Source organism: Pseudonocardia kunmingensis (genome assembly GCF_006716445.1).
Lineage (GTDB): Bacteria > Actinomycetota > Actinomycetes > Mycobacteriales > Pseudonocardiaceae > Pseudonocardia > Pseudonocardia kunmingensis.
In genome coordinates this window covers 3188027-3209829 of sequence record NZ_VFPA01000001.1, presented here as the reverse complement: position 1 = coordinate 3209829, position 21803 = coordinate 3188027, and the positions used below count along the sequence as shown (strand labels likewise).

Genomic DNA, 21803 nt, shown 5'->3' with positions numbered 1-21803 from the left:
GATCATGTCGCACCACCCCGCCCCAGCCGCCGGCACCGCCCTTCGCCGCACCGGGGCCGCCGCGTTCGCCGCGGCGGGCGTCCTCTTCGTCCTCTACCCCGCGGCGCGGCCCTACGGCGACCTCGACCCCGCCACCACCGCGGCCGCGTTCAGCTCGCACTGGTGGCTCACGGCTCACCTGTCCGCCGTGCTCGGCTTCCTGCTGGCGGGGACCGGGCTGCTGGCGCTGTTCCTGCGCCACCGCACCACACCGCTCGCGGCCGCGGTCGCCACGTGGTGGCTCGGCACGGGCCTGACCGCCGTCTACTACGGGGCCGAGACCTTCGCGCTGCACGTCCTCGGCGCCCGGATCGACGATCCCGCACTGCTCGCGCAGCTCGCCGAGGCGATCCGGATGGGACCGGCGCAGGTCACGATCTTCGCCGCCGGACTGGTCCTGCTCGCGGCGGCCGGTGTGTTCACCGCGGTCGGGCTGCGGTCCCTCCACGGCACGGCGCTGCCCTTCGCCGCGGGTGCCGTGCTGTTCCTGCCGCAGTTCTTCGCCGAGCCCGGGTTCCGGGTCGTCCACGGCACGTTGCTCGGCCTCGGCTGCCTGCTGCTCGCCGCGCACCTCGCCCGGCGTCCTGCCGCGGCGTCCGTCGCGGGCGGGCCCGCCGCCCAGCCGGCGCCGAGCGCGGCCTGATCGAGACCTTCATGATCACCAGCTGGGTGCTGATCACGCTTGCCGGAAGTTCGAACTGTCTTGGTCACCGCCCTCGTCGCCGAGCACGATCGCGCCCCGACGACTCTGGAGGATGGATGAACAAGCGCTCGACAACCCGGCTCGGCATCACCGTGACGGCGACCTTCCTGATGGCTCTCGGCTCGGCGATGGTCATCCCCGCTGCCGCCTCGGCGACCCCGGCCACGGCGGTCGAGGTCTCCACCAGCACGGCGCCGCACCCGACGATGTGGATCGACTGCACCCAGCTCAGCTGGTGGGAGCGCATCTGGGACTCGTACTGCTGATGCCGGGACCGCTCTCGCCGGCCGCGCGGTGCAAGCTCTACAGGCGCGTCGCGACCCTGACGAGGCCGGCGACCGCGCGGGATCGGCTGTGCGGGGGCCAGGCGATCACCGTGGTCACCGGCGGCGCGTCCACCACCGGTACGGCGGCGAGGTCGTCGCGCAGGTGGGTGCAGACCGACTCCGGTAGCACTGCGACAGCCCGGCCGAGCGCGATCAGCTGGTAGAGCTGCGCGTTGTCGCGGACCTCGGGTCCCGGGCCGTCCGGGTACTCCCCGCCCGGCCCGGGCCACCGCGGCGTCGGCAGGCCGGACAGCGCGGTGACGTCGGCCATCCGCAGGTGGGCACGCCCCGTCAGGTGGTGCCCGGCCGGCAGGACCGCGACCTGCCCCTCCGTGGCCAGGTCCTCGGTGTCGAACCCGGCGGTGGAGTCGTGCGGCCGGTGCAGCAGCGCGACGTCGGCCCGCCCGTCGCGCAGCAGCCGCTCCTGCTCGGCGAACCCGCAGAGCAGCACGTCGACGGCCACCGCGTCGGGCTCCGCGGCGTACGCGTCGAGCAGCTTCGCGAGCAGGTCACCCGACGCCCCGGCCTTGGTGACGAGGACGAGGGCCGGGCGGCCCGTCGTGGCCAGACCGGCTCGCCGGGTCCGCCGGTCGGCTGCCGCCACCGCATCGAGCGCCGCTCGCCCCTCGCGCAGCAGGACGCGCCCGGCCTCGGTCAGCGCGACCGACCGGCTGGTGCGTTCCAGGAGGGCGACGCCGAGGCGCCGCTCGAGCTGCCGGATCGCCCGCGACAACGGCGGCTGCGCCATCCCGAGCCGTTGCGCGGCCCGGCCGAAGTGCAGCTCCTCGGCGACCGCGACGAAGTACCGCAGCTCCCGCGTCTCCACACGGGAACGCTACCGCCGGGCGCAGCGGATCGAGACCGCTGCGGTATCGGTGCGCACCCGATCGGTGTTGGAGTCCCGGAGCCGGCGCGGCCACCGTGGAGGACGTGAGCGAACGACGAGTTGCGCTGGTCACCGGCGCGAACAAGGGCATCGGGTACGAGATCGCGGCCGGTCTGGGCGCGCTGGGCGACACCGTCGGCGTCGGGGCCCGCGACGCCGAGCGCCGGGAGGCCGCCGTGACGACGTTGCGCGCAGCCGGCGTCGACGCGTTCGGCGTACCGCTGGACGTGACCGACGACGAGAGCGTGGCCGCCGCGGCCCGGCTGATCGAGGAGCGGACCGGCCGGCTCGACGTCCTCGTCAACAATGCGGGCGTGATCGGCGGCTTCCCGCAGGAACCCACGAAGATCGGCCTCGATGTCATCCGGACGGCGGTCGAGGTCAACGTGATCGGCGTCGTCCGCGTCACCAACGCGATGCTGCCGCTGCTGCGCCGCGCGGCGGCACCGCGGATCGTGAACATGTCCAGCAGCGGCGGCTCCCTCACCCGCCAGACCACGTTCGGCGACAACGCGGGCCGGCCGATCTCCGCGGGCTACTCGCCGTCGAAGTCCATGCTCAACAACATCACCGTGCAGTACGCCAAGGAGCTGTACGACACGACGATCCTGGTCAACGCGGCCTGCCCCGGCTTCACCGCGACCGACCTCAACGGCTCGCGCGGCTTCCGCACCCCGCGGCAGGGCGCGGCGATCGCCATCCGGCTCGCGACCCTGCCGAACGGCGGACCGACCGGCGGCTTCTTCGACGACGACGGCCCGGTGCCCTGGTGAACGCGCCGCCGTGATCGCCCCGAGCCGCACGCCACAGCTGCGTCCTCGGCACTGAGGTGCTGCTCGGACCGATCAACCACCCATGATCGGTCCGAGCGGTGCGCCGTGACGGTCACAGCGGCCGCGGAGTACAGATCGGGTGGATCACGGGACCGACAGGTTCAGGCTCCTGACCAGCTCGGCCGGGGTCCGGCCCGCCCGGCCGTCGTGATCACCACCAGGCCGTCCGCGGTGCGCTCCACCGTGCACGCGGTCAGGTCCGGGACCACGGCGTCGGCCGCCGCCAGCTCCACGGCGGGGTGCGACGTCGCCACCGCCAGCGTGTGCGCACCCGCCGCGCGGCCCGCCCCGATCCCGGCCGGGGCGTCCTCGACCACCAGGCACCGGGTGATCTCGTACCCGAGCGCGGCGGCGGCCTTCAGGTACCCCTCCGGGTCGGGCTTGCCCGCGCTGACATCGCCCGCCGAGACGAGCACCTCGGGAACGGGCAGGCCCGCAGCGGCCAGGCGGGCCCGCATCAACACCCGCGAGCCCGACGTCACGGCGGCCCAGCGATCAGCGGGGAGGTCGCGCAGCAGCGCCCGCGTCGCGGGCAGCGCGACCACGTCGTCCAGGTCGGCCAGCTCCAGCTCCGCCAACGCCGCGACGCCCGCCGCCTGCTCCCCGACCGGCAGGAACCCGGCGATCGTGTCCTCGCTGCGCCGGCCGTGGCACACGCGGAGGATCTCCTCGGCGTCGAGGCCGTACCGCGCCGCCCATGCGGTCCAGCTGCGCACGACCGCGGCGGTGGAGTCCACCAGGGTGCCGTCGATGTCGAACAGCACGGCATCGACGTGGAAACGCACGATCACACGCTACGTCACCGTGGAGAGATCCGTTCGGGGAGCGGCGGTCAGTCCGGACGCTTCCGCAGCGCTCGGAGCTGCTCCCGCAGCTCGTCGAGGTCCCACCGGTACTGGTTCCCGGGTGTGACGACCGTCGGCATCAGCCGACCCTCCTTCGCCCACCGCGACAGGCTCCGCTCCGACAGGCCGAGAGCCGCAGCGGCCTCAGGGGTGGTGAGCAGTCGGTCCGGCGACACGCTCGGACCCTAAGCCGCTGGTGCGGCCGGGTCAGCCGTGATGGCGAGCACGGCGAGCAGGGCGAAGACGACGAGCAAGGCGAAAATGGCGAGAATGACGTAGGCTCCCCGCTGTGGCGTTCTGGATGACGACAACGGGCGAGGGGTTCGCGATGGGTGAGGCAGCAGACGAGGCCGAGGCACGTCGCATGATCGAGTCACAGCAGCGCGGCTCGGTGACGTTCGACGAAACGACCGGCCGGTACCGCTGGACCGTGGTACTCGACGGCGGCAAGACGTCGCACGGGTACGCGGAGACCCGGGACGAGGCCTGGTGGTTCGTGGAGGAGGCCCTGAACCGGCCGTACCGCGGGACCCGCTACCGGGGGCCGCGAGGACGGTTCTCCCTACCTCCTCAGCCACGCCCCTGAGGTCGGCGCTCGAGCCGTCCACCGACACCACGGCCCTGTCCGGTGCCGGTTGCCCGAGCCCGACCAGCGCCGGCCGCAGGCGATCGCCCTCACTCTGCGAGGGCCCCCCGCGCACGCGCCGCACCGCCGACGAGGACCGCAACCGCCACGGCGGTGAGCGCAGCCGCCGAGGCGAGGAACGCTCCGGCGTAGCCCAGGCGCCCGAGCACCCCGCCCAGCGCGAAGGCACCCATCCCCAGACCGCCGTCGTAGGCGATGTTCCAGATCGTGCTCGCCGTGCCGCTGCGAGTTGGGCCCAGTCGTTGCACCGTGGCGACGAACGAGTCGTTCTGGCAGGCGCCGAACCCCGCGCCGAGCAGTACGGCTCCCACGAGCAGCAGCCATGCGGGCCCGTGCAGGGCCACCGCCATCAGCACGCATCCGAGCGCGGTGGTGAACGCCGCGCCGAGGAGCATCCGGCCCGCGCCGTGGTGGTCCCCCACGAGCCCGGCCGCCAGCCGTGCGGCGACCAGCGCGGCGGAGGCAGCGAGGAGGGCGGTGGCGGCGAGCCCGGCGTCCGGACCGGACAACGGCAGGAACGCGGTCACCGCTCCGAACACGCCCGCCGTCATCAGGAACACCACGACGGGCGCGGCGATGCCGCGGGCATCTGCGGTCGATGCCGGCTGGAAGCGCCCGCGGGCCCGTCCCGGGAGCCTCCAGGACACGACGGCCCCGGCGAGGGCGGCCAGCCCGGCCGAGAGGAACACCACGGAGAAGCCGATGGTCTCGGCGATCCAGACCCCGCCCGCCAGCGCACCCAGGTTCGGCAGGGCCGCGGCGGCACCGAAGTAGGAGGCCGATGCGGACAGCCGCCGCGGCGGCGCCACCTCGGTGACCAGCGTCGCCCCCGCGGTGACGGCCAGCCCGAACCCGACCCCTCGGACCGCGGTGAGCAGCAGGATCGGAGCGACGTCCGCGGAGAGCGGGTAGAAGAGCGCCGGGACTCCCATCAGGACGCTCCCGGCGATCACCATCGCGCGCAGTGACATCAGCCGGAACAGCCGGCGCATCGTCAGCTGGGTGGCCACGGTGGCGGCCATCATCACGCCGGTCGTCCCGCCCACGGCGAGATCGGCCGCACCACCCCGGGACGCCCACATCGGCACGACCGACAGCAGCGCCGCGTAGTTGGTGAACACGAAGAAGGTCGCGAGCAGCAGCACGGGCAGGCCGCTCGCTGCGCGCGCCCCCGGGCCCGCCGAGATCGCGTCCGGCCGTTGCAGGCACCGCTCACCCATACGACGAGGGTCGATCGGCGGGAGCTATCGCGTCAAACGATGATGTTCGATGGCAGCTATCGTGCTAGGCGATAGCGATCCCAGGCGCTGACACCGACGCGGCGGGAGGAGCCATGGACACCAGGCTGCTGCGGAGCTTCCTCGCGGTAGCGCGCTCGGGCAGCTTCACCAGCGCCGCCGGGGAGCTGGGGTACACCCAGTCCACGGTGACGAGCCACGTGCAGAAGCTCGAGCAACAGCTCCGGAGCCGGCTCCTGGACCGGCTGCCCGGCGGCGTGGTCACCACCGAAGCGGGCGCCCGGCTGGTCGTCCCGGCCGAGGAGGTGCTCGACGCCGAGGACCGACTGCGCGCTGCCGTCTCCGCCGGGGACGAGCGACCGTCCGGGACGGTCCGGGTCATGGCGCCTGAGACGCTGTGCACCTACTGGCTCCCCCGGGTCATCCGGACGGTGATCGACGAGGAGCCGGACGTCCGGATCTGGCTCGCGCCCGGGAGCTTCGTCGACGCGGTCGACGCCGTTCGCCGGGGCGCGATCGACGTCGCCGTCGTGATGGAGCCGCGCACGCCGCAGACGGACATGACGTTGACCCCGATCGGGCGCCAGGCACTGGTCTTCCTCGACCGGGCCGACCCCACCGCGGGGAGCGGCCCCGCGGCGACGTGGGCCGAACTGGCGCAACGCGACGTCCTCCTGATCGAGGAAGGCTGCGGCTTCAGCGACCACGTGACCGAGCAACTCGATCTGACCGGGTGCTCACGCGGGCGGCGGTCCCGGTTCGGCAGCGTGGAGGCCGTCAAGCGGTGCGTCGGTGCGGGGTTGGGGTGGACGGTCCTGCCCACCATCGCCGTCGGATCCGAGATCGACGCGGGCACGCTCACCGTCCTCGCCGGCCCGGCCCTCGTCGACTGCGCGGTCCAGGCGGTCACCCACCCGCGCCGCTACCGGAGCCCCGCCACTCGGGTCGTCCTCGACGAGCTCCGCAGATCGTGGTCGGCCACCGCCGGGTGAGGCCCCCGCCACCACTGATCAAGGCTGCGGAAGCGGAGGGTTTCGAACCCCGACGGTGCCCCTCCTTGCTTTCGAGGCGCGGGATACCGGCCCACCGTCGCTCGCCGGGAGGGCGGCGGACCAATGACTTTCGGCTCACGCACCCCTCTTCCTGACTCGCAACCATTCACCCGGTAGGGTTCACAGCCTTATGCGTATTGGTGTCTACGTGGATGCGTTCAACCTCTACTACGGTGGACGCGCTCACGCCGGACGCAGCGGTGTCGCAGGTTGGCGCTGGCTCGACATCAGAGCCCTTGCCTCGACCCTCGCCGGCGAGCATTCGACACTTTGGCCGCTGGCTCGAGTCGATCTAGTCACGTACTGCACCGCGCGGATCAGCTCTCGGGACAACGCCGCGGGCCATCGTGATCAAGACGTCTACCTCAAGGCTCTGGTCGCGACCAACTCGGTCGATCACATCGAGTACGGCTACTACACGAGCAAGGTCAAGACGCGGCCCATGGCTGTGCCGGACCGCAAGAAGCGTCCCGTGCTGATCCATCCCGCATGGCCGGTGATGGTCAAGAACGGAGCCCAGGTCAACGACCCCGACGCGACATTCATGGTCTCGGTCGCCGACCGGGAGGAGAAGGGCTCTGACGTCAACGTCGCCACCCACCTCTTGATCGATGTGTTCGACCGGAAGATCGATGCAGCGATCGTGATCTCCAACGACAGCGATCTCGCCCTGCCGATCAGGCAGGCTCGACTACGCGTTCCGGTGGGGACCGTTCATCCCGGAACGAACTACGTCGCCGGCGCCCTCAGCGGCGATGCGAGCGATGGCGTGGGCAACCACTGGTGGCGACAGCTCACCAGCCAGGACTACCAGGCTCACCAGCTTCCTGACCCAGCAGGGGGATACCGGCGTCCGTCCGGTTGGTGAAGGATCGGGCGAGAAGACCAGTGCTCGTTTGACCCGGACTCGACTCCGAGATATCGTGGACCCATACCCGCCCGGCCCCTCGTGGGCCGGGTTTTTCTCTTTGTGCCGAAGGCTGTTGGCCAGGTCGCCGTACCGGAAGACGGCGACCTGCAGGCCGATCTCGGTACTGCTGCCCAGCGAGTCGAGGCCGTCCTGGACCTGCCGCTGGAGCGGGCTCACTGGAGCCCGTTGGCGAGGGTGATCGAGGCCTCGTCCGAGACGAGGTACAGCACCGCGTTCGCCACGTCCTGCGGCTCCATGAGTCCGGGGTCGCGGCCGTCCCTGCGCGAACATCGGCTCGACGTCGTCCCGGGCCGGCTCCTCCAGGTCTGGCCGGATCACCCGGTACGTCTCCGGGTTGTGGATCACCGCCGGTTCACCGCGGCGGGCAGGACCGCGTTGACGACGATCCCGTCCCCGGCGACCTCGTACGCCGCGGGCGAGCTCGACCGCGCCGGCCGCAACGAGCTGCCCGCCGAGATGACCGGCGAGGTCGCCCGGCTGGCGCTCGCCGACAACCGGGCCCAGAACACCGAACCGGGCCTCGCCCGCACGTGCGCGCCGGAGATGCACCAAGCTCGACCTCAAGGCGGCGATCCTGCGCACGACCTGCCGGACCGACCCGAGTTCGCGGGACACGTGGCCGACCCGTTCCCTCCGGTGCTGGTCGAGCGGTTCCTGCTGTCGCTGCTCCGTGAGCGGGACGCCGAGGCCGCCGGCACGCGGGCCGATCGAGGAGGTCGCAGGCCTCTTCTTCGCACTGTCCAGCCGGGTCGGTCCGCGTTGACGTCCGGCCGGCAGACCAGGGCGACTTCGCGCTGATCGCGTGTGCGCTCTAGGGCTTTCGGCCTATGCCGCCTACCAGCATCGCGTGGGCCGGGTTGCCCGGGTCCGGGAAATCGGCGTTCGGCCGCCACGTGTTGACGGCCACGAAACCGGGCTCGATCAGGTCGAGGCCGTCGAAGTACACGCGCTGCTCCGCAACGGGGCGGAAGCAGCGGGAACCCATGCTGGTCTCCATGAAGATGCGGTTGAGCTCCTTCGCCCGGGGGTCGCCGGGGTCGGCACAGCCGCAGTGCACCAGGTACCCCCCCGAAGGGAGCTGGGCGCGGAGGCGGGCCGCGACCCCCTCGGGGTCCTCGTGGTCCTCGAGGTGCATCATCACGCCACCCAGCAGCACCGCGAACGGCTCGCTCGTGTCGATTAGCCGGCGGACCTCGGGATCCGCGAAGATCCCGTCAGGGTCCCGGAGGTCCGCGGTGATCACCGTGGTGTTGTCGTCGGTGCTGAGCAGCGCTCGGCCGTAGGCGAGCACGATCGGGTCCTTGTCCACGTAGACGACGCGGACGGACGGCTCGATCGCCTGGGCGATCTCGTGCACGTTGCCGGCGGTGGGCAGGCCCGACCCGATGTCGACGATCTGCTTGATCCCGGCCTCGCCCACCAGGTATTCCACGGCCCGGCGCACGAAGCTGCGGTTCGCCCTGGCCAGCAGCGGTGTCTCGGCGACAGCGTCGATCATCGCCTGACAGGCTTCGCGATCGACGTCGTAGTTGTTCTTGCCGCCGAGCAGGTAATCGTACACACGGGAGATCGCCGGTGTATTCGTGTCGATCTCGGCCGCAACCGGCTCCTGCGCCGCGGTGGATCTGAGCTGTTCGGCCGATTCCGTCACTGCCGCTCCCCCTGCACGTCTGATGAATGACTGATCGAGTCACGGTACCGCAATAATCGGATCGCCCCGAGCCGCATCGTGAGCGAAACGCCCACCTCGGTCGGGCCGGGTGTCATAGCGTGTCGCGTACGGACGCGATGAGCTCGCTGGACGTCCGCGGCGTCAACGCACCGGCGGACAGCCGGTCGATGATCTTGAGGTAGATCTCCACGTCGGCGCCCCTGTTCAGGTAGAGGGCGCTGTTGAGCTGTTCGAGGTAGACGATGTCGGGCAGGTCGGGCTCGGCGAAACGCAGCAGGGTGAACGGGCCGCCGACCGCCGCGGCGTCACTGCGGTCGAAGGGCACGACCTGCACCGTGATGTTCGGCCGCTTGCCGGCCTCGAGGATGTGGTCGAGCTGGTCGCGCATGACCTGCCGTCCACCCATGTTCCGGCGCAGCACCGCTTCGTCGATCACGGCCCAGTAGTCGGGAGGTTGGCGCATGTGCAGCAGCTGCTGGCGGTGAATCCGCAGCTCGACGCGCTGCCTGATCTCGTCGGTCCGGACGGCCTGGCCGAGGTCGATCACGGCATGGGCATAGCCCTCGGTCTGCAGCAGGCCCGGCACGTACTGGGCCTCGTAGGTGCGGATGATCGTGGCCGCCTGCTCGAGGCCGACGTAGGTGGAGAACCAGTCCGGCATGGCGTCGGTGTAGCCGTGCCACCACCCTGGCTCGTTGGCCTGCTCGGCCATGCTCAGCACGACGTCGCGGGCCGCCCCCTCCACGACGCCGTACGCGGTGAGCAGGTCGGCGACATCCCGCCGTCTGAACCCGACCCGGCCCGCCTCGAGCCGGCTCATCTTGGCTTCGGAGCCGCGGATGACCTCGGACGCGGCCTGACGGGTGACGCCGCTCGCCTCACGCAGCCGGCGCAGCTGTGCGCCGACCAGGATGCGCAGGACCGTGGGACCGCCCCTGGCCTCGGCGACCGCAGCGTCGGGCGGGTTGCCCTCCCGACCATCGGCCATGATCACCCCCGGAAGACGCGGATCTCGCGCATCGGGTCACAGTACTGCGAGTCTCGGGCCGGCGGGGAAACCCCGTCCTACCGGTTAGTCACCGTCGATCAGATAGTCGAACTCGCCGTCCTTGACACCGAGCAGAAATGCCCGGAACTCCGCGGCGGCGTGAACCAGCACTTCTCCGTCAGGGTGACGCGAATTGCGCATCGCGACGCGCCCGTCGTACATCGGCGCGAGCTCGACGCAAGAGCCGTTCGGGTTACTGTGCCCGCTCTTGCGCCACTGGAGCGGCACGACACCCGCCGGCGACTCTCTCGACTCCTCGGACGACCCACCGAAATCCTGCATGCCTAGTCACCCTCCGGGCGCACTGGCCGGTCCTGGCGACCGCGAGCCGGCCGCAATTGCATATGAAACTACACCCGATCTTGCATCTGCAACTTGCAGGTGCAAGACCGCACATGGTCCCGCATCGCAACCCCGCCCCTGCTCGAGTCGCAATTCCATTGCCTCCTCCAGACGGCCGGCGGCGGACGATCATGCCGGTCGGCGTCATGCGGAGCCGGTCGATCGTGCGGACGGTCAGCGATGCTCCGCCGACCGTGGCGGTCAGGCGAGAGCTCTCGCCCGTCGATCCCGAGGACGTGGCCACCGTCCTGTGGGCGTCCGGGAACGGAGTCATCTGCCTGCACTGGCGCCCCGACACCCTGCGTCGCGACGAGGCCCAGCTGCGCCGGCTGCTGAACACCGCGACCCACGTGATCGCGACCGGGCTGCTCTCCCGATCACGGGCCGACACCGACGACCGAGGGAGCCGGCGGCCCGACCTCACAACCGCCGGCCGAGTTCCCCGGGTGAGGGCGCGGCGTGCCCGCGGTCGGAGTCCCCGGACCAGCGGGCGGAGACCCCGGAGCGGTCCGGCAAGAGCCGTAGGCGAGTGCACACAACTGGCCCATCTGGCTTGGGCCAGTGCTCAGGCACCGCGCTGAGGCCAGGACCGGAGACGGCTTCTGACCAGCACAGATACTGGTTCTGGCGGAAGCGGAGGGATTCGAACCCCCGAACCCTTGCGGGTCTCTCGCTTTCAAGGCGAGTGCATTCGGCCGCTCTGCCACGCTTCCGCCGGGCAGCCTAACCAGCGGGCCGATCTCAGCGCATCTGCAGGTCCACCCACGTCGCGTGGTGGTCGGAGGCGTCGTTCAGCCGGGCCAGCGGGTCGGCGGCCACCGGCCAGAACACGCCGCTGCCCACCACAGCGAGCGGGCGGGAGGGCAGCACGTAGTCGACCCGCAGGTTGCCCGGCTCGGGCTCGGCGAAGTCGGCGGTGTCGACGCGCGGGTCGCCCTCGTGGCCCGCGTTCGCGGCCTCGGCCGCGCCGTCGGAGCCGGGCGCGGGGTCCTGCACGCGGTGCGCGGTGAGCAGCTGCTGGGCCGCGCCGGGGAGCGAGTCGCCGTCGAACGGGTCGGAGTTGTGGTCGCCGAGGACCACGAACCGCTCGCCGCCGCCGAGCCCGCCGCGGCGGCCCGCGTCGTCGTAGAGCGCGTCGGCGTGGCGCCCGGGCTGGACGTAGTGGCGCCAGAACGCGATCTCGTCGGCGTTGCGCAGGCCGTTGCGGTCCTCCGGGCCGTCGAACGTCGGCGGCGTCGGGTGGGCGGCCAGCACGTGCAGGGTGCGCGCGCCGATCCGCACGGGAACGTCCCAGTGCGACTTCGAGGACAGCGGCAGCGCGTCCAGCTCCTCGGGCGTGTAGAAGCCCGCGGGCAGCCGGGCGCCGGGCAGGTCCTCCCACCGGAAGTGCTGGAACGTGCGGACGGCGGTCGTGTCGATCGGGAAGCGGGAGAGCACGAGCATCCCGTACTGCCCCGGGAACTCCCCGAACCCGAGCGCGTCGTTGCCGCCGCCGACGGTGCCGTCGTTGTCCAGGTCGAACCCGCTCGGCACCCCGGTGTTCACGGGCGCCGTGAACGCGTGCGGGAACTCGATCGGCTCGGCGCCGTTCTGGCCGCGCTCGAGGTAGTTGTCCCTGAAGAGGTCGACGGCCGCGGGGTCGTGGTCGAACTCGTTCACCAGCAGCACGTCCGGGCGCACCCGCTGCACCACCTCGGCCACCTCCCGGGCCTGCGGGTCGTCCGGCGTCGACAGGTCGGCCACCAGCTCACCCTCGGCGGCGCGGTTCAGCGAGGCGTTGAAGGTCGCGACGCGGACCGGCTCGGGCGGGGCGGCGGCCGCAGGCCCGGCCGCCAGCACGGGGACGGCCAACGCGAGGAGCGCGGGGAGCACGCGGGGCAGCGACATGCGCGTCACCCTGACAGGCGAGCGTGAACGCCCGATGACGGCGGACATGCCGCGCGGTGTGGTGGGATCTGCACGGAGTGCGGGAGGCGGCATGCGGTTCGACGAGAACGCCCGGCTGGACACGTCGCAGATCGACGACCTGCGCGGTGGTGGCGGGCGCGGTGGTGGCGGGGGCCTCGGTGGGCGCGTCGCCGTGGGCGGCGGCGGGCTCGGCGTCGTCGGCCTGATCCTCTACTTCCTGCTGACGCAGCTGGGTGGCGTCGGTGCTGGGGGCGGGTACGCGCTGCCCGGTGGGCTCAGCGGGCTGCCCGAGGGCCAGACGACCGACACCTCGCAGGCCGCGCAGAACTGCCGATCCGGCGCCGACGCCAACTCCGAGCTGGACTGCGAGGTCGTCGCCGTCGTCAACTCGCTCGACGGCTACTGGAGCGACGCGCTCGCGCGTTCCGGGATCACCTACCAGCCGCCGCGCACCAACTTCTTCAGCGGCTCGGTGCGCACCGGGTGCGGCAGCGCGTCCTCGGCCGTCGGGCCGTTCTACTGCCCCGGCGACAACGAGATCTACATCGACCTCAGCTTCTACCAGGAGCTGGAGACCCGGTTCGGCGCCCAGGGCGGGCCGTTCGCCCGCGCCTACGTGATGGCGCACGAGTTCGGGCACCACATCCAGGCGCTGCTCGGCACGAACTCGCGCGTGCGGCCGGGCGAGACCGGGCCGACGTCGGGCTCCGTGCGCCTCGAGCTGCAGGCCGACTGCTACGCCGGCGTCTGGGCGGCCCACGCGGAGTCGACGCCCACCGCGTCCGGGCAGCCGCTGATCAGCGACATCACGCAGGACGACATCGCCGCCGCCCTGGACACCGCGGCCCGGATCGGCGACGACTACATCCAGAGCGAGCTCGGTGGCGGCCGGGTCGACGAGAGCCAGTTCAGCCACGGCAGCTCGGCGCAGCGCGAGCGCTGGTTCACCACCGGCTACGAGACGGGCGACCCGGCGCGCTGCGACACGTTCGCCCGCGGCGTCGACCTCGGATGACCGCTCGCACACACCGTGGCGACCCCGCACCCACGCCCGGACGTGCGTGCCGGGTGCCGGAGGTGTGTGCGAGCGTCCGGGTCAGCCGTCGAGGCCGAGCATGCGGCGGCAGGCGTCCAGGCCCTCGACCTGCAGCGTCCAGGGCGGGCGGACGAACGCCTCGGGCGTGAGCAGCAGCCGCACCTGCTCCGCGCGCTGCTCGCGGCGCGCCACCCACAGGGACCCGTCGGGGCGGTAGCCCAGCTTCTCCGAGACCCGGCGCGAGGCGGTGTTGTCGGTGAACGCCCCCGAGCGGGCGCGCAGCGCACCGAGGTGGTCGAACGCGAAGGCGAGGACGGCGGCACGCATCTCCGTGCCGATGCCGCGGCCCTGGTGGCGCAGGCCGATCCAGGAACCCGTCTCCACCTCGCGCAGGATCGGGAAGTTCCGGGCGGTCAGGCCCTGCGTGCCCACCACCCGACCGTCGAGCCGGACGAGGAAGTTGAGCGGCCAGTCCTCCGGGGCGAGCTGGGCGCGCTGGCGCCAGAAGAACTGCAGCGCGCCGCGGCCGAGGTCGCGCGGGTCCGCGTCGGTCCACGGCACGGAGAAGGGCATCTCCTCCGGCGGGTGCACGCCGTGGTGGGCCTCCTCCGCGAGCTCGAGCAGCCCCGCGTCGTCGTCGGGGCGCAGCTCCAGGCGCGGGGTGCGCAGCACGAGGTGGCGCAGGGGCCATGGCTCCGGGTGCGTCATGACGCCACCCTGCCGGAGCGGCGGGATCCGCCTCGACCGAATAGCGTCACGGCCATGCGTGCGATCACGGTGCAGAAGCCGGGCGGACCGGAGGCCCTCGAGTGGACCGAGGTCCCCGATCCGGTCGCGGGGCCCGGCGAGGTCGTGCTCGACGTCGCGGCGAGCGCGGTGAACCGGGCGGACCTGCTGCAGCGCCAGGGCAACTACCCGCCGCCGCCCGGCGCGTCGGAGATCATCGGGTTGGAGTGCTCCGGCCGGGTCGCGGAGCTCGGCGAGGGGGTCACCGGCTGGAACGTCGGCGACGAGGTGTGCGCCCTGCTCGCCGGCGGCGGCTACGCGGAGAAGGTCGCGGTGCCGGCCGCGCAGCTGCTCCCCCTGCCCTCCGGCGTCGACCTCGTGACCGCGGGCGGCCTACCCGAGATCGCCTGCACGGTGTGGTCGAACATCGTGGCCGCCGGCCGGCTGGCGGCCGGCGAGACCTTCCTCGTGCAGGGCGGGAGCAGCGGCATCGGGACGCACGCGATCCAGGTGGCCAAGGCCCTCGGCGCGCGGGTGGCGGCCACGGCGGGCGCGCCCGACCGCCTCGAGCGCTGCCGCGAGCTGGGCGCCGACATCGTGATCGACTACCACGGCGACGTGCCCGCCGCGCTCAAGGAGGCCACCGACGGGCGGGGCGCCGACGTGATCCTCGACAACATGGGCGCGAAGGGTCTCGCCGCCAACATCGACTGCCTCGCCCCCGACGGCCGGCTGCTGATCATCGGCATGCAGGGCGGGACCAAGGCCGAACTGGACATCGGCAAGCTGCTGCGCAAGCGCGCCAGCGTCACGGCGATGGGGCTGCGCGGGCGGCCGGTGGACGGGCCGAACGGCAAGGGCGCGGTGGTCGCGGGCGTGCGCGAGCAGGTGTGGCCGATGCTCGCCGACGGCCGGGTGCGGCCGATCGTGCACGCCACCGTCCCGATGCCGGACGCCGCGAAGGGCCACGCCCAGCTGGAGGCGGGCGGGGTCGTCGGGAAGATCCTTCTGACCCTCGCCTGACGACATCGGTACCGTGGCCCGGTGAGCCAGCCAACCGAGCACAACAGCGGCGACAACGGCGAGCAGCAGGTCGTGGTCATCGGTCCCGACGGGCGGCCGGTCGGCATGGCCCGGGTGCCGCAGGGCGGTGAGGACGCCGAGGAGCAGGGTGTGAGCGCGATGGTCGAGCAACCGGGCAAGGTCATGCGGATCGGCACCATGATCAAGCAGCTGCTCGAGGAGGTGCGTGCCGCGCCGCTGGACGAAGCGTCGCGCAACCGGCTCCGCGAGATCCACGAGAACTCGATAAAGGAGCTCGAGGACGGCCTCGCGCCCGAGCTGCGCGACGAGCTGCACCGCCTCAGCCTCCCCTTCACCGACGACTCCACGCCGTCCGACGCCGAGCTGCGCATCGCGCAGGCGCAGCTCGTGGGCTGGCTGGAGGGCCTGTTCCACGGCATCCAGACCGCCCTGTTCGCCCAGCAGATGGCCGCGCGCCAGCAGCTGGAGCAGATGCGGCGCGGCCTGCCTCCCGGCGCGGCGCCGCAGCAGGGCCAGGAGGGCGGCGCCCTCGGTCGCGGCACCGGCCAGTACCTCTGATCCCGTCGACGACACCGCTCGGCGGCGCGGGGCGGCGGTCGCGGACGGTCGCGACCGCACCGCCCGGCACCCCGCCGGCCGCCGCCGGTACCCTCGCCGGGTGGCCCAGACGATGACCACTGGCGACGACCGGGCCGAGGGCTCCACCTCGGCCCGCCCCGTCGTGGTCGATGTCCCCGGCTCCCGGAGCTGGCGACGCGCGTTCGGCGACCTCGGGCAGGGCTGGCGACAGCGACCGCTGTGGGGCTACCTGGGGTGGCAGGACATCAAGCAGCGGTACCGCCGCTCGGTGCTCGGACCGTTGTGGATCAGCATCAGCATGGCGGTGGTCGCCACCGCGATGGGAATCCTCTACGGCGCCCTGTTCGGCGAGGACATCGCCACGTTCCTGCCCTACGTCGCCACCGGGCTGCTGATCTGGTACTTCGTCGACGGCTGCATCCGCGAGGGCAGCGAGGTCTTCATCGCCAACGAAGGCCTGATCAAGTTCCTGCCCGCGCCGCTGAGCCTGCACGTCTACCGGCTCATCTGGCGGCAGACGCTGTTCTTCCTGCACAACCTGGTCATCTGGGCCGTGCTGATGATCGTCTTCCCGCATCCGCTGGGCTGGTCGCTGCTGCTCGCGATCCCGGCCTTCGCGGTGCTGGTGCTCAACGGGGCATGGATCTCCGTGCTCGCCGGCATCGTCGCCACGCGGTTCCGGGACATCCCCCCGATCATCGCGAGCCTCACGCAGCTGCTGTTCTTCATGACGCCGATCGTGTGGAAGTACGACACGCTCCTGGCGAACCCCGCCGTCGCCGAACGGGCCCGGCTCGCCGAGCTCAACCCGGTCATGCACTTCGTCGAGATCCTGCGCCAGCCGCTGCTGGGCCAGCCCATCGCCTGGCGGCACTGGTACATCGTCGGCGCCATCACCGTCACCGGGTGCATCGCCGCACTGGTCTTCCTCCGCAACTACCGCTCCCGCGTCGCGTACTGGGTCTGAGGAACGCATGGTCAGCATCGACATCGAGGGCGCCGCGGTCGATTTCCCGATCTTCGACGCCAAGACCCGCTCGCTGAAGAAGGCCGTGCTCGGCCGCGCGGGCGGGCGGATCGGCACCGACTCCAAGGTCCCGATCATCGAGGCGCTCCGCGACATCACGGTGTCCCTGCGCCGCGGCGACCGCGTCGCGCTGGTCGGGCACAACGGAGCCGGGAAGTCCACCCTGCTGCGGCTGATGTCGGGCATCTACGAGCCCACCAGGGGCCGGGCCAGCGTCGTCGGCAAGGTCGCGCCGGTGTTCGACCTCGCGGTCGGCATGGACCCGGAGATCTCGGGTCTGGAGAACATCCTGATCCGCGGGCTGTTCCTCGGGATGACGCGCAAGCAGATGGAGTCGCGCGTCGACGACATCGCGGCGTTCACCGAGCTCGGTGACTACCTGTCGATGCCGCTGCGCACCTACTCCACGGGCATGCGGGTGCGCCTCGCGCTCGGCGTCGTCACCAGCATCGACCCGGAGATCCTGCTGCTCGACGAGGGCATCGGCGCCGTCGACGCCGAGTTCCTCGCCAAGGCGCGCGACCGGCTCAACGAGCTGGTGGAGCGTTCCGGCATCCTGGTCTTCGCCTCGCACTCCGACGAGTTCCTCGCCGACCTGTGCGACACCGCGATCTGGATGGACCAGGGCACCATCCGCGAGCACGGCCCGCTGCGCGACGTGCTGCACCACTACAAGGGACGTGACGTGCTGGCCGAGATCGACGCCCGGTGAACGCAGCTCCACTCCCGCCCGGATCGGTCGTCGCGGTGGTCGTCACCCGGCACCGCACCGAGCTGCTCACCGAGTCGCTGGCCGCGCTGACGAAGCAGAGCCACCCGATCGCCCACCTGATCGTCGTCGACAACGGCCCGGACCAGCCGGCGCAGGCCGTGGTCGAGGGCTGCGGGCTGCCGTCCACGTGGATCCCGTCGTGGACCAACCTCGGCGGCGCCGGCGGGTTCGCGCTCGGCATGCTGCACGCGCTCGCCATGGGTGCGGAGTGGATCTGGATCGGCGACGACGACGGCTATCCCGCCGACGAGTCCACGCTCTCCACGCTCCTCGACCTCGCCGAGCGGCGCGGGCTCGCCGCCGTCTCCCCCACCGTCGCCGACAAGGACCACCCGGACCGGCTCGCGTTCCCCGTCCGGCGGGGGCTCACCTGGCACCGCTCGCGCGCCGAACTCGCCGCCGACGTCCAGCACGGGGCCGACGAGGAGCTGCTGCCCGGGATCGCGGCGCTGATGAACGGCGCCCTGTTCCGCGCGTCCACGCTCGACGTGGTCGGCGTGCCGGACCTGCGGCTGTTCGTCCGGGGCGACGAGGTGGAGGTGCACCGGCGGCTCGTGCGCTCCGGGCTGCCGTTCGGCACCTCGCTGCACGCGGCCTACCTGCACCCGACGGGCTCGGACGACGACAAGCCGATGCTCGGCGGCCGGCTGCACGCCCGCGACCCCGACGACCCGGTCAAGCGCTACTACACCTACCGCAACCGCGGCTTCCTCGTCTCCCAGCCAGGGATGCGCAAGGTGGGCCTGCTGGAGGTGCCGCGGTTCGCCTGGTACTTCCTGGTGACGAAACGCAGCCCGCGCGAGTTCGCGCAGTGGCTGCGCCTGGTGCGCCAGGGCCGCGCCGAACGCTTCGGACGCCCGTAGGCGCAGGCCGCGTCAGCGGCGGAAGACGACCGTCCGGAGCATCACGAAGTTGATGACGGTGGCCGTGCCCTGGGCGATCACGAAGGCGACCGTCATGCGCAACGGCAGCTCCGGCAGCACCGTGAGCATGAGGCCGTTCATGCCGACGTTGATCGCGAAGGTCGTGCCGTAGAGGAGCAGGAAGCCGGCGAAGCGGGCCGTGCCACCGTCGGACGAGAACGTGAACCGCCGGTTGAGCAGGTAGGCGGTGGTGGTGCCCACGATGAAGCCGATGGCCTTGGCCCCGTGCACCCACATCCCGAAGGTGAACAGCGACAGGTAGACGCTCAGGTCGACGAGCGCGGAGAACGCGCCGATCGCCACGAACCGGCTCAGCTGCGCGACCAGGCCGAGCGGCACCGGGGTGGGGCGGGTCGCGGTCACGCGCTCCAGGGTATCCGGACCCGGCAGGACCGCAGCGCAGCCCGGCATGATCGGGCCGTGACGACATCGATCGACCCGAACACGCCCACCGGCGTGCGGGCCCTCGCCGACGACCACGTCCGCCGCCTCGCCGACCTCGACACGCGCGTGGCCACGGGGCTGGGCACCCACCCCGGCGACGACCGGGTGCCCGACCTCTCCCCCGACGGGCAGCAGGCGCTGGACGCGCTGGCCCGCCGGACCCTGGCCGCCCTCCCCGGCGCCGCCGTGGCCGACGAGGACGACCGGCGCTGCGCCCGCCTGCTGCGCGAACGGCTCGAGGCCGAGCTCGCGGTGAGCGAGTCGGGCGAGAACCTGCGCACGGTCCGCAACATCTTCGGCCCGCACGACCAGGTGCGCCGGCTGTTCGAGCTGATGCCGACGGCCACGCCCGACGACTGGGCCGTCGTCGCCCGCCGGATGGCCCGGGTTCCCGACGCCTACCGCGGGTGGACCGCCACGCTCACCGAAGGGGCGGCGCGCGGCCTGTTCGCGGCACCGCGGCAGGTCGCGACGGTGGTGGGGCAGCTCGACGAGTGGCTCACCGGCGAGGGCGGCTCGTGGTTCCACGCGTTCGCGGCGAAGGCGCCGGACGGCACCGGCGCGGGCGTCCGGTCCGATCTCGCCGCGGCCGCCACCGCGGCCGCCGAGTCCGTCACCGCCCTGCGCGAGCACCTCGCCGGCACCTACCTCCCCGCGGCCGAGGGCACCCCGGACGCGGTCGGGGAGCAGCGGTACCGCATCGGTGCGCGGATGAGCACCGGCGCCGACCTCGACCTGGCCGAGGCGTACGCGTGGGGCTGGGAGGAGTACCGCCGCCTCGACGCCGAGATGCGCCGCGAGGCCGACACCGTGCTGCCCGGCGCCGACCCTGTCACCGCCATGCGTCACCTCGACGGGAACGGCGACGCCGTCGAGGGCGTCGAGGAGGTGCGCGCCTGGCTGCAGCAGATGATGGACACGGCGATGGTCGAGCTGGACGGCACGCACTTCGACATCGCGCCGCCGGTGCGGGCCGTCGAGGCCATGATCGCGCCGCCGGGCAGCGCGGCCGCGCCGTACTACACGCGCCCGTCGCTGGACTTCGCCCGCCCCGGCCGCACCTGGCTGCCGCCGATGGGCGCCACCCGCTTCCCCCTGTGGAACCTGATCAGCACCTGGTACCACGAGGGCGTGCCGGGCCACCACCTGCAGCTGGCCCAGTGGACCCACCTCGCCGACCGGCTCTCGACCTACCAGACCTCGCTCGGCGCGGTCTCGGGCAACATCGAGGGCTGGGCGTTGTACGCCGAGCGCCTGATGGACGAGCTGGGCTACCTGACGCTGCCCGGCGCCCGGATGGGCTACCTCGACGCGCAGCAGATGCGCGCGGTCCGCGTGGTCATCGACATCGGCATGCACCTGGAGCTGCAGGTGCCCGCGGACTCGCCGCTGCACGCCGGGGAGCGGTGGACGCCCGAGATCGCGCGCGCGTTCTTCGGAGCGCACTCCGGGCGGCCGGGGGTGTTCCTCGACAGCGAGATCGTCCGCTACTTGGGCTGGCCGGGCCAGGCGATCAGCTACAAGCTCGGGGAACGCGCGTGGCTCGCCGGGCGGGACGCGGCGCGCGCGGCCCGCGGCGCGGACTTCGACCTGAAATCCTGGCACGCCGCGGCGCTGTCGCTGGGCAGCCTCGGCCTGGACGACCTCACCGACGAGCTCGCGCGACTCTGAGCCACGACCGCTCCTCCCCGGGGCCGCCCGCGCGGGGCGGGTTGCGTGGGCGCGCCGTGTCGGCTCGGGACGAGCCGGCTGCACCCGCGCCTGGGCCTCGTCGGCAGGTTGGCCCGGATCTCTGCCCGACCTCCGTGCCTGTGGCGGGTTGCCGTTGGCGCGCCGTTCCCGCAGTGGGTCCGGTCCCCTGCCCGACCTCCATGCGCGCGGGCGGGGCGGTTGCCGTTGGCACGCCATACCCGCAGTGAGCCCGCCCCCCTGCCCGACCTCCATGCGCGCGGGTGGGGCGGTTGCCGTTGGCACGCCATACCCGCAGTGAGCCCGCCCCCCTGCCCGACCTCCATGCGCGCGGGTGGGGCCGGTTGCCGTGGGCGCGCCGTACCCGGCTCGAGGCGAGCTGCCCCACCCATGGTCTGGGCGTCCCCCGCAGTTGGACCGGCCCCTGCACAACCTCCGTGCCCCGGTGGACCTGTTGGCACAACTACCGGGTGACGTGGGCGCGCTGACAGCCGTCCCCGACTTCCCGGCACGCCCGTCCACGACGAGACCGCCCCCGCCAGGTGCCACGCAACTTGCTGTGGTGCCGTTCCGGGACCTCTACGACGGCCATGATCAGCGAACCCGGGACCTGACCTGCAGCGCTGCAGCGCCTGACCTGCAGCGCTGCAGCGCATGTCCCATCCCCGCTGATCAAGGGCCGGATGTGGCCTCGGACCGGCCGGATGATCACAGGTCAGGGGTTGGGACGGGACCACCGCAAGGTGCGCGGGCACCCGACAGGCACGGTCTCGTCGTCAACGGGCGTGCCCGGAGGTCGGGGACGGCCGCCCACCCGACCACGTCACCCGGTAGTTACCCCAACCCGACCACCCGCCCACGAAAGGGGCGACGGGGACCGGGGGGATCGCGCCGAAGACCCCGAGCCCGGACGCGCGGCAGCGGTCGCGAGCCGGGAACGGCGCGCCCACCGGAGGTTTCATGGTCACATCGACACCAGCGCTGCCGGACCGCCCGAAAACAGCGCTGAGGCCGACCTGATCATGCAACGGGCGCGTTCATTGGAACCCGACCCGGCCATGATCAGCAGGAGTGGTGTCGGAGCGGCAGATCTG

The 21803-nt window shown here is 72.3% G+C and carries 24 protein-coding genes and 1 tRNA gene; 14 read left to right on the top strand and 11 right to left on the bottom strand.

The window, feature by feature from the left end; all coding sequences use genetic code 11:
* The first annotated feature begins 4 nt into the window (after positions 1-4).
* Both FB558_RS15345 and FB558_RS45195 read left to right on the top strand, forming a co-directional pair.
* Entirely contained in the window at positions 5-682 is a 678-nt protein-coding gene (locus tag FB558_RS15345) for a hypothetical protein (protein ID WP_211366423.1), read from the top strand.
* Between the two features lie 116 nt (positions 683-798).
* On the top strand, positions 799-1008 hold the full coding sequence (locus tag FB558_RS45195; RefSeq protein WP_142053248.1) for a hypothetical protein: 210 nt from the start codon (positions 799-801) through the stop codon (positions 1006-1008).
* Positions 1009-1045: 37 nt separating this feature from the next.
* On the opposite strand, the gene FB558_RS15335 is transcribed toward FB558_RS45195, so the two are convergent.
* Positions 1046-1894, bottom strand: coding sequence for a LysR family transcriptional regulator (locus FB558_RS15335; RefSeq protein ID WP_142053246.1), 849 nt, complete (start codon positions 1892-1894; stop codon positions 1046-1048).
* A 104-nt stretch (positions 1895-1998) separates the two neighbouring features.
* Here FB558_RS15335 and FB558_RS15330 point away from each other — a divergent pair, with 104 nt between their 5' ends.
* Positions 1999-2727, top strand: coding sequence for an SDR family oxidoreductase (locus FB558_RS15330; RefSeq protein WP_142053245.1), 729 nt, complete (start codon positions 1999-2001; stop codon positions 2725-2727).
* A gap of 161 nt (positions 2728-2888) precedes the next feature.
* On the opposite strand, the gene FB558_RS15325 is transcribed toward FB558_RS15330, so the two are convergent.
* The gene (locus FB558_RS15325; RefSeq protein ID WP_142053243.1) at positions 2889-3572 is read right to left on the bottom strand and encodes an HAD-IA family hydrolase; all 684 of its coding nucleotides are present in this window, start codon (positions 3570-3572) and stop codon (positions 2889-2891) included.
* A gap of 47 nt (positions 3573-3619) precedes the next feature.
* Entirely contained in the window at positions 3620-3808 is a 189-nt protein-coding gene (locus tag FB558_RS15320) for a helix-turn-helix domain-containing protein (RefSeq protein WP_142053241.1), read from the bottom strand.
* A 152-nt stretch (positions 3809-3960) separates the two neighbouring features.
* Here FB558_RS15320 and FB558_RS15315 point away from each other — a divergent pair, with 152 nt between their 5' ends.
* On the top strand, positions 3961-4218 hold the full coding sequence (locus FB558_RS15315) for a hypothetical protein (RefSeq protein ID WP_142053238.1): 258 nt from the start codon (positions 3961-3963) through the stop codon (positions 4216-4218).
* Positions 4219-4307: 89 nt separating this feature from the next.
* Here the strand turns inward: FB558_RS15315 and FB558_RS15310 are convergent, their stop codons facing one another.
* Positions 4308-5498: an MFS transporter gene (locus FB558_RS15310; RefSeq protein WP_142053236.1), complete on the bottom strand. Its 1191-nt coding sequence runs from the start codon at positions 5496-5498 to the stop codon at positions 4308-4310.
* 113 nt (positions 5499-5611) lie between these two features.
* Between FB558_RS15310 and FB558_RS15305 the strand changes: the two genes are divergently transcribed.
* The 3 genes from FB558_RS15305 (at position 5612) to FB558_RS43250 (ending at position 8297) form a co-directional block, all read left to right on the top strand.
* A complete protein-coding gene (locus FB558_RS15305) occupies positions 5612-6508 on the top strand; it encodes a LysR family transcriptional regulator (protein WP_142053234.1) in 897 nt (298 codons plus the stop codon).
* 208 nt (positions 6509-6716) lie between these two features.
* A complete protein-coding gene (locus FB558_RS15300; protein WP_246106451.1) occupies positions 6717-7436 on the top strand; it encodes a PIN domain-containing protein in 720 nt (239 codons plus the stop codon).
* Positions 7437-7874: 438 nt separating this feature from the next.
* A complete protein-coding gene (locus FB558_RS43250) occupies positions 7875-8297 on the top strand; it encodes a hypothetical protein (protein ID WP_170231308.1) in 423 nt (140 codons plus the stop codon).
* A gap of 13 nt (positions 8298-8310) precedes the next feature.
* On the opposite strand, the gene FB558_RS15290 is transcribed toward FB558_RS43250, so the two are convergent.
* The 5 genes from FB558_RS15290 to FB558_RS15270 all read right to left on the bottom strand — a co-directional run bounded on the left by FB558_RS15290 (position 8311) and on the right by FB558_RS15270 (position 12448).
* A complete protein-coding gene (locus FB558_RS15290) occupies positions 8311-9090 on the bottom strand; it encodes an SAM-dependent methyltransferase (RefSeq protein WP_281288623.1) in 780 nt (259 codons plus the stop codon).
* Between the two features lie 172 nt (positions 9091-9262).
* The gene (locus FB558_RS15285) at positions 9263-10159 is read right to left on the bottom strand and encodes a helix-turn-helix domain-containing protein (protein ID WP_142053228.1); all 897 of its coding nucleotides are present in this window, start codon (positions 10157-10159) and stop codon (positions 9263-9265) included.
* A gap of 84 nt (positions 10160-10243) precedes the next feature.
* Entirely contained in the window at positions 10244-10501 is a 258-nt protein-coding gene (locus tag FB558_RS15280) for a DUF397 domain-containing protein (protein WP_142053226.1), read from the bottom strand.
* A gap of 685 nt (positions 10502-11186) precedes the next feature.
* Positions 11187-11274: transfer RNA gene (locus tag FB558_RS15275), tRNA-Ser, on the bottom strand.
* A gap of 28 nt (positions 11275-11302) precedes the next feature.
* On the bottom strand, positions 11303-12448 hold the full coding sequence (locus FB558_RS15270) for an endonuclease/exonuclease/phosphatase family protein (RefSeq protein ID WP_142053224.1): 1146 nt from the start codon (positions 12446-12448) through the stop codon (positions 11303-11305).
* A gap of 91 nt (positions 12449-12539) precedes the next feature.
* Here FB558_RS15270 and ypfJ point away from each other — a divergent pair, with 91 nt between their 5' ends.
* Positions 12540-13484, top strand: coding sequence for a KPN_02809 family neutral zinc metallopeptidase (ypfJ, locus tag FB558_RS15265; RefSeq protein ID WP_142053222.1), 945 nt, complete (start codon positions 12540-12542; stop codon positions 13482-13484).
* Positions 13485-13565: 81 nt separating this feature from the next.
* Here ypfJ and FB558_RS15260 read toward each other — a convergent pair whose 3' ends face one another.
* A complete protein-coding gene (locus FB558_RS15260) occupies positions 13566-14213 on the bottom strand; it encodes a GNAT family N-acetyltransferase (protein WP_142053220.1) in 648 nt (215 codons plus the stop codon).
* 54 nt (positions 14214-14267) lie between these two features.
* Between FB558_RS15260 and FB558_RS15255 the strand changes: the two genes are divergently transcribed.
* The 5 genes from FB558_RS15255 (at position 14268) to glfT1 (ending at position 18516) form a co-directional block, all read left to right on the top strand.
* Positions 14268-15254, top strand: coding sequence for an NAD(P)H-quinone oxidoreductase (locus FB558_RS15255; protein WP_142053218.1), 987 nt, complete (start codon positions 14268-14270; stop codon positions 15252-15254).
* A 21-nt stretch (positions 15255-15275) separates the two neighbouring features.
* Complete coding sequence (locus FB558_RS15250; protein WP_142053216.1) at positions 15276-15833, top strand: bacterial proteasome activator family protein; 558 nt, start codon at positions 15276-15278, stop codon at positions 15831-15833.
* 112 nt (positions 15834-15945) lie between these two features.
* On the top strand, positions 15946-16821 hold the full coding sequence (gene wzm / locus FB558_RS15245; RefSeq protein ID WP_142054261.1) for a galactan export ABC transporter permease subunit Wzm/RfbD: 876 nt from the start codon (positions 15946-15948) through the stop codon (positions 16819-16821).
* Between the two features lie 7 nt (positions 16822-16828).
* Positions 16829-17593 carry a galactan export ABC transporter ATP-binding subunit Wzt/RfbE gene (wzt, locus tag FB558_RS15240; RefSeq protein ID WP_142053214.1) on the top strand — a complete coding sequence of 255 codons (765 nt, stop codon included), beginning with the start codon at positions 16829-16831 and terminating at the stop codon, positions 17591-17593.
* A complete protein-coding gene (gene glfT1, locus FB558_RS15235; protein WP_142053212.1) occupies positions 17590-18516 on the top strand; it encodes a galactofuranosyltransferase GlfT1 in 927 nt (308 codons plus the stop codon). Before wzt ends, glfT1 begins: the two co-directional genes overlap by 4 nt.
* 12 nt (positions 18517-18528) lie before the next feature.
* Here glfT1 and FB558_RS15230 read toward each other — a convergent pair whose 3' ends face one another.
* Complete coding sequence (locus FB558_RS15230) at positions 18529-18939, bottom strand: GtrA family protein (RefSeq protein WP_246106448.1); 411 nt, start codon at positions 18937-18939, stop codon at positions 18529-18531.
* Positions 18940-18996: 57 nt separating this feature from the next.
* Here FB558_RS15230 and FB558_RS15225 point away from each other — a divergent pair, with 57 nt between their 5' ends.
* Positions 18997-20691, top strand: coding sequence for a DUF885 domain-containing protein (locus tag FB558_RS15225; protein WP_142053207.1), 1695 nt, complete (start codon positions 18997-18999; stop codon positions 20689-20691).
* Positions 20692-21803: the final 1112 nt, after the last annotated feature.